Annotated in this window: 12 protein-coding genes; 6 read left to right on the forward strand and 6 right to left on the reverse strand. The window is 53.9% G+C overall.

Going from position 1 to position 14,711, the window contains the following annotated elements; translation table 11 throughout:
* Positions 1–3 precede the first annotated feature (3 nt).
* From AC559G_RS04570 to AC559G_RS04585, 4 genes are all read left to right on the forward strand, one after another.
* Positions 4–402 (forward strand): NUDIX hydrolase, encoded by a 399-nt coding sequence (locus tag AC559G_RS04570; RefSeq protein WP_498911627.1) that lies wholly within the window; start codon positions 4–6, stop codon positions 400–402.
* On the forward strand, positions 402–1,277 hold the full coding sequence (locus tag AC559G_RS04575) for a DUF6024 family protein (RefSeq protein WP_498911950.1): 876 nt from the start codon (positions 402–404) through the stop codon (positions 1,275–1,277). The genes AC559G_RS04570 and AC559G_RS04575 overlap by 1 nt, the downstream gene beginning before the upstream one ends.
* Positions 1,274–2,167 carry a DMT family transporter gene (locus AC559G_RS04580; protein WP_498911629.1) on the forward strand — a complete coding sequence of 298 codons (894 nt, stop codon included), beginning with the start codon at positions 1,274–1,276 and terminating at the stop codon, positions 2,165–2,167. Before AC559G_RS04575 ends, AC559G_RS04580 begins: the two co-directional genes overlap by 4 nt.
* A gap of 107 nt (positions 2,168–2,274) precedes the next feature.
* Positions 2,275–3,348, forward strand: a complete 1,074-nt coding sequence (locus AC559G_RS04585; RefSeq protein ID WP_498911631.1) for a hypothetical protein — start codon at positions 2,275–2,277, stop codon at positions 3,346–3,348.
* 110 nt (positions 3,349–3,458) lie between these two features.
* On the opposite strand, the gene AC559G_RS04590 is transcribed toward AC559G_RS04585, so the two are convergent.
* Together AC559G_RS04590 and AC559G_RS04595 are read right to left on the reverse strand one after the other, a co-directional pair.
* Entirely contained in the window at positions 3,459–4,295 is an 837-nt protein-coding gene (locus AC559G_RS04590) for a heme/hemin ABC transporter substrate-binding protein (RefSeq protein WP_498911633.1), read from the reverse strand.
* A gap of 9 nt (positions 4,296–4,304) precedes the next feature.
* Complete coding sequence (locus tag AC559G_RS04595) at positions 4,305–6,449, reverse strand: TonB-dependent receptor plug domain-containing protein (RefSeq protein WP_498911635.1); 2,145 nt, start codon at positions 6,447–6,449, stop codon at positions 4,305–4,307.
* A gap of 378 nt (positions 6,450–6,827) precedes the next feature.
* Here AC559G_RS04595 and hutW point away from each other — a divergent pair, with 378 nt between their 5' ends.
* On the forward strand, positions 6,828–8,174 hold the full coding sequence (gene hutW / locus AC559G_RS04600; protein WP_498911637.1) for a heme anaerobic degradation radical SAM methyltransferase ChuW/HutW: 1,347 nt from the start codon (positions 6,828–6,830) through the stop codon (positions 8,172–8,174).
* On the forward strand, positions 8,171–8,671 hold the full coding sequence (hutX, locus tag AC559G_RS04605) for a heme utilization cystosolic carrier protein HutX (protein ID WP_438598970.1): 501 nt from the start codon (positions 8,171–8,173) through the stop codon (positions 8,669–8,671). Before hutW ends, hutX begins: the two co-directional genes overlap by 4 nt.
* A gap of 42 nt (positions 8,672–8,713) precedes the next feature.
* Here the strand turns inward: hutX and AC559G_RS04610 are convergent, their stop codons facing one another.
* The 4 genes from AC559G_RS04610 to AC559G_RS04625 form a co-directional block, all read right to left on the reverse strand.
* Positions 8,714–9,250, reverse strand: coding sequence for a helix-turn-helix transcriptional regulator (locus AC559G_RS04610; protein WP_498911639.1), 537 nt, complete (start codon positions 9,248–9,250; stop codon positions 8,714–8,716).
* A 214-nt stretch (positions 9,251–9,464) separates the two neighbouring features.
* Positions 9,465–10,007: a YfaZ family protein gene (locus tag AC559G_RS04615; protein ID WP_498911641.1), complete on the reverse strand. Its 543-nt coding sequence runs from the start codon at positions 10,005–10,007 to the stop codon at positions 9,465–9,467.
* 460 nt (positions 10,008–10,467) lie between these two features.
* Positions 10,468–13,545 carry an efflux RND transporter permease subunit gene (locus tag AC559G_RS04620; protein ID WP_498911951.1) on the reverse strand — a complete coding sequence of 1,026 codons (3,078 nt, stop codon included), beginning with the start codon at positions 13,543–13,545 and terminating at the stop codon, positions 10,468–10,470.
* 2 nt (positions 13,546–13,547) lie between these two features.
* Entirely contained in the window at positions 13,548–14,633 is a 1,086-nt protein-coding gene (locus tag AC559G_RS04625; protein WP_498911643.1) for an HlyD family secretion protein, read from the reverse strand.
* Positions 14,634–14,711: the final 78 nt, after the last annotated feature.

Here is a 14,711-nt window from a genome sequence, read left to right on the forward strand (position 1 = left end):
CCCGTGAAAGTTATTGTGAAATGCGCCGCGATTATTTTGCACCAACGTGCATTGCTTCTGACCCGCAAGCGCGGCACCCAGGTTTTTATCTCACCGGGAGGCAAGCTGCACCCAGGGGAAGATCACCTCAGTTGCCTGCGCCGCGAGCTGCGGGAAGAGCTGGCCGTCGGGGTGCGTGACGTCCGCCCTTTCGGCCTGTTCCACGGCCACGCCGAATTTGAAAACGTGATGATTGAAAATCACGTTTATCACGTTGAGATCGTCGGGCAACCACGCGCTAGCGCAGAGATCGAAGAGATCGCCTGGGTCAACTATCGGCAGCCGGCGAACGAGATCGCGGTAGGTTCGATCTTCCGCGACAACATTCTGCCCCTGCTCTATCAACAAGGGATTATCGATTGATGGATGCCTCCTCGTTATCGCCGCTGCTACAGCAGGCCCACGGCGATCGGTTTTATAAACGGGCCGGCCAGTACCGCGATGAGCTGCGTACTGCGCTAATGCGCCTGTATAAACTGGACGAGTACGATGTCTTCTTTGTCCCATCCGTCCGGATCGGGATGGTGATCCTGTCGCACTTGTTCCGTCAGCAGAACGTTACGCTGTGCCTGGCCCGCCACGAACATTATCAGCCGATCAATCTGCTGTTCCCCGATGCCACGCTGAACGCCGCCTGGCCTGGGGAAATGCACATCATCACTCACGTCAACCCGTATACCGGCGCGGTGAATGCCATCCATCCCGGCCCCGGCAACGCGGTGGTGGACGCTTCGCACAGCTTTGCCACCGGCCTGCACCAAAACCTGGTGGCGCAAAGCAACGTTTTTATTGCGCCGTTGCATAAGCACGCTTCGCTGACCGTTGGGCTGGCGATCGTCGCGATGCGAACAGCGCAGTTCAGTACCCTGCTGCGCAGTGAGCTACGGCTGTTTGAAGAGGCTACCGCGTCTCTCTGCCCACTGCAGGAAGCCCTGAAAAACGTGCATAGCAACCAATGGCAACCCTACAACGTGGCGCAGGTGGGCGCCATCCGGCTAACGACCCCGGGCGGCGCCGAGTGTGCCTCGGTAAGCGCCCCCGGCCTGCCGTTCAGTTGTCTGGCGCTGCCGGCGCTTGATGCGGCGCAGCGCCAGCGGGCGAAAGCCCTCGGCGGCAGTTGGTTCCCGGAAACGCAAACGCTGCGGCTTTCCGGTTGGGCGCGCGGCCAGGCCGGCGAGCACCACGACGCCACCGACGAAATCATTTCAACATTAACAACACTCTGGAGTACACCATGAAACAAAACCCCGGCAACCTGATTGGGATAATAGGGGGAATTATTCTCAGCACCGATTCCGTGTTTATCCGCCTGATGTCCATCCCAAACTCCTGGCTGATTGTCGTGCTGCGCGGGTTGTGTATGTGGGGAATGTTCTTCGCCGTCTGGCTGGTGTGGCAGCGCAGCCGCAGCACCATCGGCACCCCTTGGTTAACGCGCGACAACTGGCTGTCGGCGCTATTCTTCTGCGTGGCCTCGGCCTGCTTCGTCAATGCGCTCAACCGCGGCAATATCGCCACGGTGCTGGTCATCATCTCCTCCACGCCTTTTATTTCCACGCTGATCTCACGCTTGTTCTTCGGTGTGCGTATCGAGCGCAGCCTGATGGCGGCAGCGCTGGCGGGGATTATCGGGGTGGTGATCGTGATGTTCGGCAAATCCGGCGATCAGAGCGCGGTGGCCAACGCCTTCGCGCTGGCGACGGCGGTATCGATGGCGCTGGCGTTTATCTTTTCCTCAAAGGTCAACAGCGGTACGGTCGGCTTGCCGTCGCTGGGCGGCGTGCTGGCATCGCTGCTGATCATGGCATTCAACGGCAAACAGATGTTCGACACCGCGCTGCTGCTCAGCGATACGCAATGGCTCTGGGTGGCGGTGGAAGGCGCGCTGATTATGCCGCTGGCGATGGGGCTGATTGCCTTGTCCACGCGCTTTGTTTCACCGGCGAACGCTGGGCTGTTTCTGCTGCTTGAAACCGCATTGGCGCCGCTGTGGATTTACCTGTTCCTGGGGGAAGAACCTGCACCGCACGCGCTCGTCGGCGGGGTGATTATCGTGGCCGCGGTGATATCACAAAGCCTGTATAGCCGCCGCCAGCAGAACGCGGCGCGTTATGCCGATGCCGGTTAATAGATTTTATTGTTGCAGGAAGGTAGCAATACAGCCCCTTCCTGCATACGATTTTATAGCCTTGGCAAACTCCCCCTCTGCTATATTTGAGCCTTTACGGAGACAACATGCAAGTAAGAAAAATCATAACCAGAAGCCCTTTCAGAAAGAAAAAATTACCCAAGGCAGATGTTATGCTAAATTTAGCAACCAAGCTCATTAGCGTAATTCCATTCATCCTGATATTTTATGGCGCACTGCAACTTTTTATTTTCTCGAAAACACACAACGTGGTTTTTATCGATTTAATAAAAGCCAATATTTTCCTTTCTTTTGGTGCAATATATTTCATATTCTCTACATTTATAACAATCGTCATTACCGTAAATGCCGTTTTTAATCATGCTCTCAGTGATTTTGTTCGCGAAGCAATGATTAAAAAATCGAAGATTAGTCTTTTCAGAAAACGCCCATCAATCCCAGTGCTAATACTGAGTTTAACATTAGCTATATGGCCATTCACCTTTTTATTTACAGCATATAAAATAATATTCCTATCCAATTTAATTATCACAGCCCTAGCACTTTTCTGCTATCATAATTTTTTTACAACAGACGTTGAATCCAGAGGGATCTGGTCATGGCGAAGAGTAAATGCAATACTCCTCGTGGGGTTACCAGCAGTATCATTGCTTACTGTAGCTATCGTCTCCGACATTTTTATGGAGTTTATTCGACGAAATCATATTCCAGACAGCATTGAGATGCTATCCATATTTGGCATTCTTTTTTTTATCAATTTCTTGTCTTTTTACCATCCTGTAACAGAAAATAAGAAAAGTAAAATACCAGAAAGTATTTTATTTTTAATTGCTGTCTGCTGCTATCTTCTGGTACTACCAACCCCTATGACAAAATACACGACAGATATATTGGCAAGATCAATTGGGATTGGGCTACAGAAACGCTGTTATCTTACTCAAGAAGTGGATAAACTACCTATCCCTGACGAACTAAAAAAACAGAGAAACCAACTTATTGAATTATCAGTCGTAGCAAATATTGATTCAATTTATTATCTAGCAAAACCAAATGATGAAAATATGATAGCTAAGATACGCTTTGTAGCAGATAAGCTTACCAGCGTGACCTGCCCTAGTTCGTCAAAAATCACAGCTACAACGTCGCCCACATCTAAATAAACTACCCGATACAACTATATTTTAGCCAACCCATGTTTCTGGCGGGGGATGGGCTAGCAATCTCCATAAAATAGCGAAATTTTTTCAGCGACAGCGCGGGTCGTACGATGTTACCGGCTCGCGGGATAAAAGCCCTGGTAGAGCTGTTCCGCCGCTTGGGCGATTCGCGGCCCCATACCCAGGATCAGCGCCTGATCGATGGTTACAATATGGTTATTGCGCCACGCGGCCGTCTGGGCAACGCCGGGAATATTGCCCAGCAGTTTTTTCCCGCCGCCCCCGGCCAGGCTTTGGGTGGTCACCACGATCACATCCGGGTCGGCGGCAATAATCGCTTCGCCGCTGTAAGTCCGATACTGGCTATGTGTGGCTACATTGCGCCCGCCGGCCAGGCGCAAAACACCATCGGCCACCGTTCCGCTGCCGGCAACCTGCGGCGAACCGCCGCCCACCGATAACATGAACAACACCTTCACCGGCGCAGGTTGTGTTGCCGCCTTGCGCGAGACGGTGGCCAGCCGCTGGCTGATATCGTTAATCAACGCCTGGCCTTTTTCCACTGCCCCCAGTGCCGTCGACAGCGTTCTTATGTTGCCAAGTAACTGTGCCGCCGTGGCGGGCGTGCGCGGTAAGGTAATAATATCCACGTGCTGCTGGCGCAGTTGTTCCAGCACGCTGCGCGGTTCGGCATCTTGCCAGGTAATCAGTTTATCGGGGCGCAGCGCCAGCAACCCTTCGGCGCTCAGTTGCAACCAGTAGCCAACGTGCGGCAGCGCCTGCGTTTGCGGCGGATAAGACGTTGTTTGATCCACCCCCACGACGCGATCCCCGGCGCCGAGCGCATACACAATTTCCACCAGCGAGCCGCCGACCACCACCAGCCGTTCCTGAGCCTGCACCGCGGCGCACAGCCAACCGGCCAACAAAGCAATAACCAGACGTTTCATCCGCAATCCTTAAAATTTCATGCCAACGCCCAGGGCCGCATTGAAGCCCGCCGCTGGAATAGACTCATGCGCCGTCTGATAACGTTTATCCGTCAGGTTGTTCAGCGCCAACGTAGTTTGGTATTGATTGTCGTCGCCAAATTGCGTGCTGACGGCGAAATTCAGCGTCGCCCAACCGGGGTAACGCACCGTTTCAGAGCCGGTGCTGTCTTTCGCCAGGCTCGCTGCGCGAATAAACAGATTGGATTCAACATCAAACGCGTTCAGCGCCAGCGTATGCTTAACCCCGGCACGCCCGGTCAACATCGGTTCGCCGGAATCATAGGTTTTCATTGTCGGCGTCTCGAACTGGCGGCGCATCAGGTTACCGCTGACGTAAGGCACAAACGACCAGCCGTTATATTCCGCGGTCAGTTCCATCCCGTAGGTTTTGGCTTTATTCACATTGGCGTAATACTGATATGCCGTATTGCTGGTGCTGGTGTTGCCGTTACATATTGCCTGCCCGGTGCAGGCCAGGCTGGCGATATAATCCTTGGCCTCGGCGTAGTAAACCGCGGTATCAATCAGCCACGCATGGCCTTTATAGCGGGCGCCAATCTCATAGTTATTGGAATGTTCGGCTTTTAAGTTCGGGTTACCGTACGTTGTGCCGCCGCCCGCCGAGGTTTCAATATACAGATCCGACAGCGTCGGGAAGACATACCCCTGCGCAAAGGACATCCGCAGTTGCAGATTGTCAAAGCCGGAATAGCGCAAACTCGTGGCCGTGACAAAGGCGTTGTCGCGCACGGAATTATCGCTGAACGCGGTATAGCTTGCGCCGCCGAAGGAATCGGTAATCTGCTTATCGCCGCCGATTGATTTTGATTCCATCCAGTATTGGCGTGCGCCGACAATCCAGGACCAATTATCGGCAAATGCCCACTCATTCTGCCCGAACAGCGACCAGCTGGTTTGTTGCCAACGGTTATTCGCATGGGTCTCGGTGGTCTTATTGGCCGCAGACGGGAAGCCGGTGGTGGTAGAGGTCGCCACATTGCCCCAGGCGTTTTGTTTCACCCGATCCTGCTGATACTGCGCGCCCAGGATCAACGCATCACGCTCAAATAAAGCCCAATCGCTCTGCAGTGTAAGGCCCTGGGTATTTTGCGTGTCATGGATCTGGGTTTGGTTGGCAACGTTTACCGTGCCAATCATTGGGCTATTCGACGGCGTGCTGACGGCAATCTCATTTTCAAATTTGCGCTCCAGCACTTGATGATAGGCATTCAGATGAATCTTTTTGAGAAAGTCGCCGCCGGCATCATAGTCATAAAACAGGCCGATTTTCTCACGTTCAAGCTTCGGCAATTTAACGCTGAAGCTTTGATAACCGGGATCGTTGAAGTAGGTTTGGGTATCCAGGCGGTAGCGATCCACCGACAAACCAAACTGGTGCCGCCCTAACGTATACCCCAGCCAGGCGCTCTGGCTTTGATTGCCATAGTTGGTATTCGGTAAACGGCCGTCCGGCGTTTTACGATCGCCATGATCGGCATAGCTGCCGCTCAGGCGGTAGCTGAAGTTTTCCACCGTGCCATACACCGAGCCGGAACTGTTCCAGCCATTGGTAGCACTGTCATAAACGGTTTTAATACTGCCGCCAAAAGGTTTATCCCCCCCTTTACGGGTAATAAAATTAATTATCCCGCCGATCGCCTGCGAACCATATAAAACAGAATTTGGCCCTTTAACCACTTCAATTCGCTCAATCGCCGATTCATCAATCAATAACCCAGGGCCGGAGCCCATACCAGAGCGTTGATATGTCACCTCTTGCCCATCGATTAATACCAATACCCGCGAAGAATCTTCACCGCGAATACGGATTTGCTTTCGGCCAGCCAATGAATTATCAGAAACCTCAACGCCGGGAATATCACGCAACACATCAGCAAGCGATTCGCTGGTAGACCTTCCCAATTCGTCGGCGCCAATAACCTGAACAGAAGCCGGGCTTTCCCATACCGATTTCTCAGAACGGCTGGTACTCACCACCATCGTATCGCTGCTTTGCGCCGCATCCTCGGTGGTGGTTATGGATTGTGCAAAAGCATAACCCCCTGAAATAAGGAATAAACCACAAAATGAGATCGTTTTTTTGCATGGCATGGCAACCAACCCCAAAGGCAAGTGAGAATCATTATCGATTGAATTGTGGTTTTACAGAAAACGGCGAATGCGATCGAGAAATATTATCGGAAATGAAATCCACTTTGATTAAAATCAAAATGCCAAGAATTATTCTTAGTGACATTAAAAGAAAAAATATACTTACTATGAATGTCACATTAATATTAATAAAGCTTATGCATGAACGTTATTGTTAAAATCCGATTAAAATAGACAAGCCAGGTTAATTAATCTTATCCAAGTGTTATTCTTTCCCGCCTATAACGTTTTATTTTCGTGATCGCGACACTTTTTATTTGATAAACGAGTTTTATTATCATTTAATTCCGTGAAATTGACCGACTGCAAAGGCGTTATATGGGCTCCCCACTGATTGATTTCACCCCACACTATGCGCAAGCCGGTGCACAGCCATTTACCGATCGCCGCGCCACCATGCCCTGGCGCCCCACGGCGCCCATACCGCCAGAACAGGTGCAGGCGCAATGGCAATCACTGGTCAGCCAGGTGGCCCCGGCGCGCAAAAGGTTGCTCTATTTGCATGTGCCGTTCTGCGCCACCCATTGCAAATTCTGCGCGTTTTATCAAAACCGCTATAAACCAGAAAGTTGCGAGCAGTATACGCAATATCTGCTGCGGGAAATCGATATGGAATCCGGCAGCCCGCTCCACCAGTCCGCACCGATTCATGCGGTTTATTTCGGCGGCGGTACCCCTTCCGCGCTGGCGGCGAAGGACTTGTTCCGCATAATTCAAACCTTAAGGGCCCGGCTGCCGCTGGCGCCGGACTGCGAAATCACCATTGAAGGGCGCGTATTGGATTTTGATGATGATCGCATCGACGCTTGCCTGGACGCCGGCGCCAATCGGTTTTCCATCGGCATTCAGACCTTCAATAGCCGCATTCGCAAACAGATGGGGCGAACATCCGACGGGCCGCAGGCCAGGCGTTTTATTGAAGGGCTGAGCAAGCGCGATCGCGCCGCGATCGTCTGCGATCTGTTGTTCGGCCTGCCCGGCCAAAACGCGGAAAACTGGGCGGAGGATTTAACCATCGCCCAGGGCATCGGCCTGGACGGCGTGGATCTCTACGCGTTGAATTTGTTGCCGGGCACGCCGTTGGCGAAAGCGGCCGAGAACAAACGGGTCACGATCCCTGCCCCGCTTGAACGGCGCGATCTTTACCTGCAGGGCTGCCAGATGCTCGACGACGCCGGTTGGCGCCATATCAGTAATAGCCATTGGGCATGCACCACCCGTGAACGCAACCTGTACAACCTGCTGATCAAACGCGGCGCGGATTGCCTGGCGATGGGCGCAGGCGGCGGCGGTTCGGTGAACGGCCGAACCTACATGGTCGAGCGCCAGTTAAGCAAGTACTACCAGGCGATTGAGCAACAACAGAAGCCGTTGATGATGATGATGCACAGCACGGCAGATCATCAGTGGCGCCATGCCCTGCAAGCAGGGGTTGAAATCGGCCGCATTCCATTGCCTGAAATTACGCCGCATGCGCAGCAGCTGGCGCCGTTAATAAACCAGTGGCATCAGGCCGGCCTGACCAAAGACGCCGGCACCTGCATACGCCTGACCGACGAAGGCCGCTTTTGGGCCAGCAATCTGCTGCAATCGCTGCAACAACTGATCCTCCAACTCAATTCTGAATCCCCTACTTCATTACCACAAAGGAGCACCCTATTATGACACTTTCGGATCCATCCTTATCCCTGGCCGAGTTTATGCGCACAGAGCCTGATGGCACGCTGGAAGACATTGCGGAAAAATATCAAACCTCGCTGCTGGCCGTCGTTAAGCTGGTTCCGGTTCACCGGGTGGTCAGCGGGGAGCAATTTGACGCCGTATGGGACGCCATCACCGGCTGGGGGAAAGTGACCACGCTGGTGCATAACCACGATGTGATTTTAGAGTTTTCCGGCGAGCTGCCTTCCGGCTTCCACCGCCACGGCTACTTTAATCTGCGGGGTAAAAATGGCATGAGCGGCCATATCAAGGCGGAAAACTGCGCGCATATTGCCCTGATTGAGCGCAAGTTCATGGGGATGGAGACCGCTTCGGTGATCTTTTTCAATAACGAAGAAAAAGCGATGTTCAAGATCTTCCTGGGCCGCGACAGCCACCGGCAACTCCTGGCGGATCAGGTGGCGGCATTCCGGCAGTTGGCGGCAACACTGCAAGGCTGAGAACGGCGCGCGCAAACCCGCCCCTGGTGAGCCGGGGGCGGCTCAGCCCAGGCAATGCAAATACAGCTGGTTAAAGTTATTGAACCCGAGCTTTGCCACCAGGTTTTTCCGGTGGCCGTAAACGGTTTTTATATCGCAGCCGCACAGTTCCGCTATCTGGTGCACGTTTTTCCCCATCATTAACCCTCTGAAGATATCTTTCTCTTTTGCCGTCAACACTGGCCTAAACAGCGCCTGAGTTTGCGCCACGCGTATTCTCCCGGCATCTTCCACTATCGCCTTACGCAGGTTGGCGCGCACGGCGTCAAGAGAAAGCGACATATCAATGCAAATATATTTTTCCCGCCAACGTTCAAGCTCAGCGGAAGAGAAACATAAGATAATAAAATGGCCATCGGGCCGCTCATACAGCAGTAATTCCAGTTCCCACCGTGCCACTCTGGCATCAACAATAAACAGGCATGCCGCATATTCGCTGTGCTTGCGTTTCAATAACGGGTAATCAACGCCCTCATCCAACAATAGCGTAGACAATCCGTTGAATAGCATATTGTCATCAGAAACCAGATAAAAAATCACCGTTACACCTTTTCAGATGAGAATAATAAAATCAAAGATGCATTTATAATACCATTTAATGGTAATGAAAAATTGTCGTGCTCACATTGTTGAGGAAGTATTTACATCAGGCGCGGAGAAAAGGGGCAGAGAAAAGGAACAAAGAATAGGATAACGCAGGCATTGTGAGGAAAAGATTCACAGGGGATAGTATCGGCTACCCCCTACTGGCGCATTAGAAAGTCAGGCCGGCACCGGCGTAAACCCCGTCGAACAAGGTATGGCCAGGGCGGCCATCTTTCCCGTCAACGCCCGCATAGCGGTAACCCACTTTCACCGTCAGCGGGGTGAATGGCGCCCAGCTGACCCCACCGTTGGCTTCGGCGTAGTTTTTAACGCTGTTGCCCAACCCTTGTGGCGCAGAATAACCTTCGCCGTAAATGGCGATGCTGTCGGTTACGTTGTAGGTAACGCCACCGCCGATCGGGAATACCATCCCGTTATCGCCCTTTTTCGGGCCGATGTAGAGCGCTTTGGCGCCCGCGTTCAGCATCAACGGCCCCAGCGCCAGGTTATAACCTGCGCCAACGCCGCCAACCTGCGCACCGTCTTTAACGTTTTTAGTCCAGTTGCCCTGCAGATACAGGCCGGAGCTGCTTTTCCCCAGTTCCATATCGAGGTTGGTGTAATCTTTGCCGACTTCACTGGTAAAACCCAAAGCAAAAGCGGAACCGGATGCGGCAATCAACGCAAGTGGGGCAAATTTTGCAATTTTCATAACGTATGGCCTCAAAATAAAACATAAATAATTAAACATGCGTAATACATGTAAAAGATGATCTTTGCAGAGCGTGTGGCTGTATCCAATACGGCCCGACGCCTGTCGTCAGGGCCAAAATTCCGTAATCCCATACCTATATTGTGTAATAGACGGAGACATAAAAATCACTATGTGACGACCACACCTCATAACTTGGAGGCATATTAACAACAAAACAAACCAGCGCCAAACCGATAATGGGTATTGTTTATCCGTTATTTATGTTAACCAACGCTAATATATCTTCTATTTTTTATCGAGAGGAAAGGAGCCCAAAAGAGAAAAAAGAGGGAATGTGACGTTGCCGTGTAATGGAAATCCACGGCAGGTAGCAGGAATATTCATCTTCCTGCTACCTGCCGTATTTTAGCCAGCGATAAAATATACGCCCATCAAGATAATCCTCTTCAGCCCGGATTTATTCTGGGCTTGCGCTATCAGCCGGCTCTGGGTGCATACAGCTGTATATCACCGGCAGCACCAGCAGCGTCAGCACCGTGGCAAAGCCAAGGCCGAACATAATCACCACCGCCATGCTCTGGAAGAAGACGTCCAGCAGCAGCGGCGCCAGCCCCAGCACGGTGGTAAAGGCCGTCAACAGGATCGGCCGCAGGCGCGAGGTAGCCGCGTCGATAATCGCCGCCGTCTGGCGTTTTTCCCGTTTTTGCTGGTTGATCTCTTCCACCAGCACGATGCCGTTACGGATGAGCATCCCGCTCAGGCTTAGCAGCCCGATCAATGCCATGAAGCCAAAGGGGATACCGGTCAACAGGAAGCCCAGGGTCACCCCGATCATCGCCAGCGGCACGGTCAGCCAGATGGCCACGGCGTTTTTCAGCGAGCTGAACATCAACACGGTAATAATAAACATCACCAGGAAACCCAACGGCAGCGTGGTGAACAGCCCCGATTGCGCTTCGCTGGAGCTTTCCGCGTCACCGCCCCATTCGATGCTATAGCCGAAAGGCAACGCCAGCGCCGCCACTTTTGGCTTGATGCGCGCCAGCAGATCGCCGGACGTTTCACCGCTCAGTGGGCTGGGATCGGTCTGTACCGTCAACACCCGGATGCGATCGCGCCGCATAATCAGCGGCTCTTCCCACTCGGTGGTGAAGGCGCTCACTACGTTGTTTAACGGAATAAATTGCTGCTGCGATTGGCTCCAGACCATGATATTGGCCATATGGTCGGCATCAAGCCGTTCGTTGGCCGGCGGGCGCATCACGATCGGCAGCAAACGCGAGCCGTCACGGTAAATCCCCACCACGCCGCCTTCGAAATTCATCCGCAACGCGCTATCCACCTCGCGTTTATCCACCCCCAGCTCACGCCCCAGATAAGTGGAAAATTGTGGGCGAATGACCTTGCTGCGCTCCTGCCAATCGTTGCGGCTACCATCGGCCCCAGCGTCGGCCATGATGATGTCATCAATTTGGCTGGCGATGTGCCGCAGCACGTCCGGATCAGAACCTTTGATCCGCACCTCAATAGCGCTGTCGTTGGACGGCCCGAACATGATGCGTTTAATGCGCTCGTTCACGTCCGGATGGTTGGCGTGGATGTAATTCTGGATCTGCTGCGCAATGCCGCCGATGCGGCGCTGATCGTCCACCCGGACCATGATTTGCGCATAGTTGGCGTACTGGCGCTGCGAATTGTAGGTCAGCATAAAACGCATGCTCCCCTGGCCGATGGTGGTCACGGTGGTTTCCACTCCGGGTTGCTGGCTGACGTTCTGCTCGATGTTTTTCGTCACCGCCGCGGTGTAGTTGATATCCGTGCCATAGGGCAGCCACAGATCGACAAAGAAAATCGGCGTATTGGCAGACGGGAAGAAGTTCTGCCGCACGTGACCAAAACCATAAATTGAAGCGCCCAGCAACCCAGCCAACACCACCAGCGTCACCGCCCGTTGGCGCAGCAGCCCGCTCAAGATCCCGCGGTAAATGCGGAACACCCGGCCGCTGTACGGCGATGCCGGCTCGCCGCCAGTCTGCGTTTTCAGGCTAAGATCTACCTTGCCGAACGCCCACTTGATAAATACCGGCGTCAGCGTCAGCGCCGTCAACCAGCTCAGCATCAGGGAAATCAACAGCACCTGGAACAGCGATTTACAATATTCCCCGGTGGAATCCTGCGATAAACCAATCGGCGCAAACGCCAGCACCGCAATCACCGTCGCCGCCAGCAGGGGCAAGGCCGAGCGCCTGATAATATGCCGTATGGCGTCGAGCGGCCGTTTGCCACGCTGTTGCTCAACCAGGGTGCCCTCCACCACCACGATGGCGTTATCCACCAGCATGCTCAGTGCGATAACCAGCGCCCCCAGCGAAATGCGCTGCAACTCAATCCCCAGCAGGTACATGATTAACAGCGTACCGAGCACGTTGATGGCAAGGGAAGCGGCAATAATCACCCCGCTGCGCATCCCCATGAAAATCAGCAGGGTGCCGATGACAATCACCAGCGCCATCAGGAAGTTAAGAATAAAACCGTTCACCGAATGCTTAACTTCGGCCGCCTGATCGTAAAACACCTTCAGTTGAATACCCGCCGGCTTTTCCGCCTCCATACGTTTGAGCTGGGCTTCGATGACATTGCCCACCGTGATGACATTCACGTTAGGTACAAACGAAATGCCCATGGTCAGCGCATTGTGCCCATTGGCATGGTAGATATTGGTCGGTTTGTCATTCAGGCTGCGCGACAGCGTGCCGATATCACGCAGGTAAACGCTGTGCGTGCTGCCAGGCGAGCTGATCAGCAGGTTGCCCAATTCTTCGATGCTTTGGAATTCGCCGGTGGGGTGCAGCCGAATAGATTCGCTGCCAACCGTAATGCTGCCCGCATCGGAAACGATATTCTGGCGGCTCAGGATATCCGCCAGCCGCTGCAGGGTGATGCCATATACACTCATTTTGGCGCGCGAGATCTCAAGGTGGATTTCCTCCGGGATCACGCCGCCGATCGCCACTTTGCCGACGCCGGGCAGCAAGACCAGATCGCGCCGCAGCTGTTCTGCATAGTTACGCAATTCCTGGTTGTCGTAATTGTCGCCGTAAATCGCAAAGAAAAAGCCGTACACATCGCCGAAATCATCATTCACAAAGGGGGTGGCGACCCCAGGCGGGAATTGCAAGGCGGCATCGCCGACGCGGCGACGCAGTTCGTCCCAAATCTGCGGCAGCTCGGCGGTGCCGTACTGTGAACGGATATTGACGGTGATCTGCGACAAGCCAACGCTGGAAATCGAACTGACGTTATCCAGGTAAGGCAGGCGCTGGAGCGCGTTCTCCAGCGGCAGCGTCACCTCTTCCTCCACCTGCTGCGTGGAGGCACCAGGGTATTGCGTGATCACTACCGCCGTTTTCACCGTGAACGCCGGATCTTCAAGGCGGCCAATATTAAAAAAAGCGATGATACCGCCCACGCCCAGCAGCAAAATCATCAGCCAGGTGCGGGTGCGATTATTAATGATGCCCTCAATCATCCCCATCATCACAAACCCCTTTCCCGCGTCCAGATGCGCACCGGCTGCTGCGCGCGCAACTCCCCGACGCCGGCGGAGACAATCCGATCGCCGGGCTGTAAGCCGGCGGTGATTTCAATACCCTGCGAGGTTATCTGGCCGACCTTGACCACGCGATCCTCCACCCGCAAGGCGCCGTTCTCCTCTTTAATCACCCAGACGTTCGCCTGGTTCAGTTGGCTTTTATCCGGATTGAACACGGCTTCAACCGGCACCACCATGGCGCTGGCCTGCGCAGCGGTCGGTAAATTGCCCAGATTAATGGAAACGGTGCCGCTCATGCCGCCGACCACCGGCAAATCCGCCGGGCGCGGCATGGTCAAGGTGATCTGGTAGGTCAAGGTGCCGGAATCGGTATTGGTGGCATGCTCTTTATAGCTGGCGATAAACTCGCGATCCGGCAGATTATTGATGCGCACCCGCGGGCGATAATTGACGTTGCGCACGTCCAGGCTGGTAAACAGGCTTTCCGGCACATTGAACACTACGTCCAGCGATTGCAGGCTACTCAAGGTGGCGATCGCCTGCCCGGCGGCAACCACCTGATGGTTGCGCACGTTGAGTCTGGCGATCACGCCGTCAAACGGCGCGCGCAGCGTCAGGTATTGCAGCTCTTCCTGGGCTATTTTCAGCGCTGCGGAAGCTGAATCCCGATTGGCCCGTTGCACGTCCAGCTCGGCGCGGGAAACCACATGCCGCTGCGCCAGGGTGGAAAAACGTTCGAATTGACGCTGCGCCAGGTTAAACGCGCTCTGGCGTTCTTTCACCCGCAGGCCGGCATCGCTCGCATTCAGCTGCGCCAGGATATCTCCGGCCTTGACCTTGGCCCCTTCACGTACATTCAACTGTTCTAATTGGCCGGCGCGCTTGAAAGACAGCGCGGTATCATCCCCGGCCAACACGCGGGCCGGAAAAACGCGGCTATCAAGGCGGTGCGTTTCATCGACGGTAAATACTTTTACCAGGCGTGGGGGGGAATTCACTTCCGGTTCGGAACGATCGCAGCCCGCCAGCAGCAGGGCAGAAAAAATGACAAGCAGAAAATGGATTTTCAATACTTCACCTCATTACTTACGGGGTATAGTTTTTCTGGCCCCAAAGCGCAAACGCTCGCCTTTTTCCTGTTAGAGCAG

Source organism: Gibbsiella greigii, from assembly GCF_039540155.1.
Lineage (GTDB): Bacteria > Pseudomonadota > Gammaproteobacteria > Enterobacterales > Enterobacteriaceae > Gibbsiella > Gibbsiella quercinecans.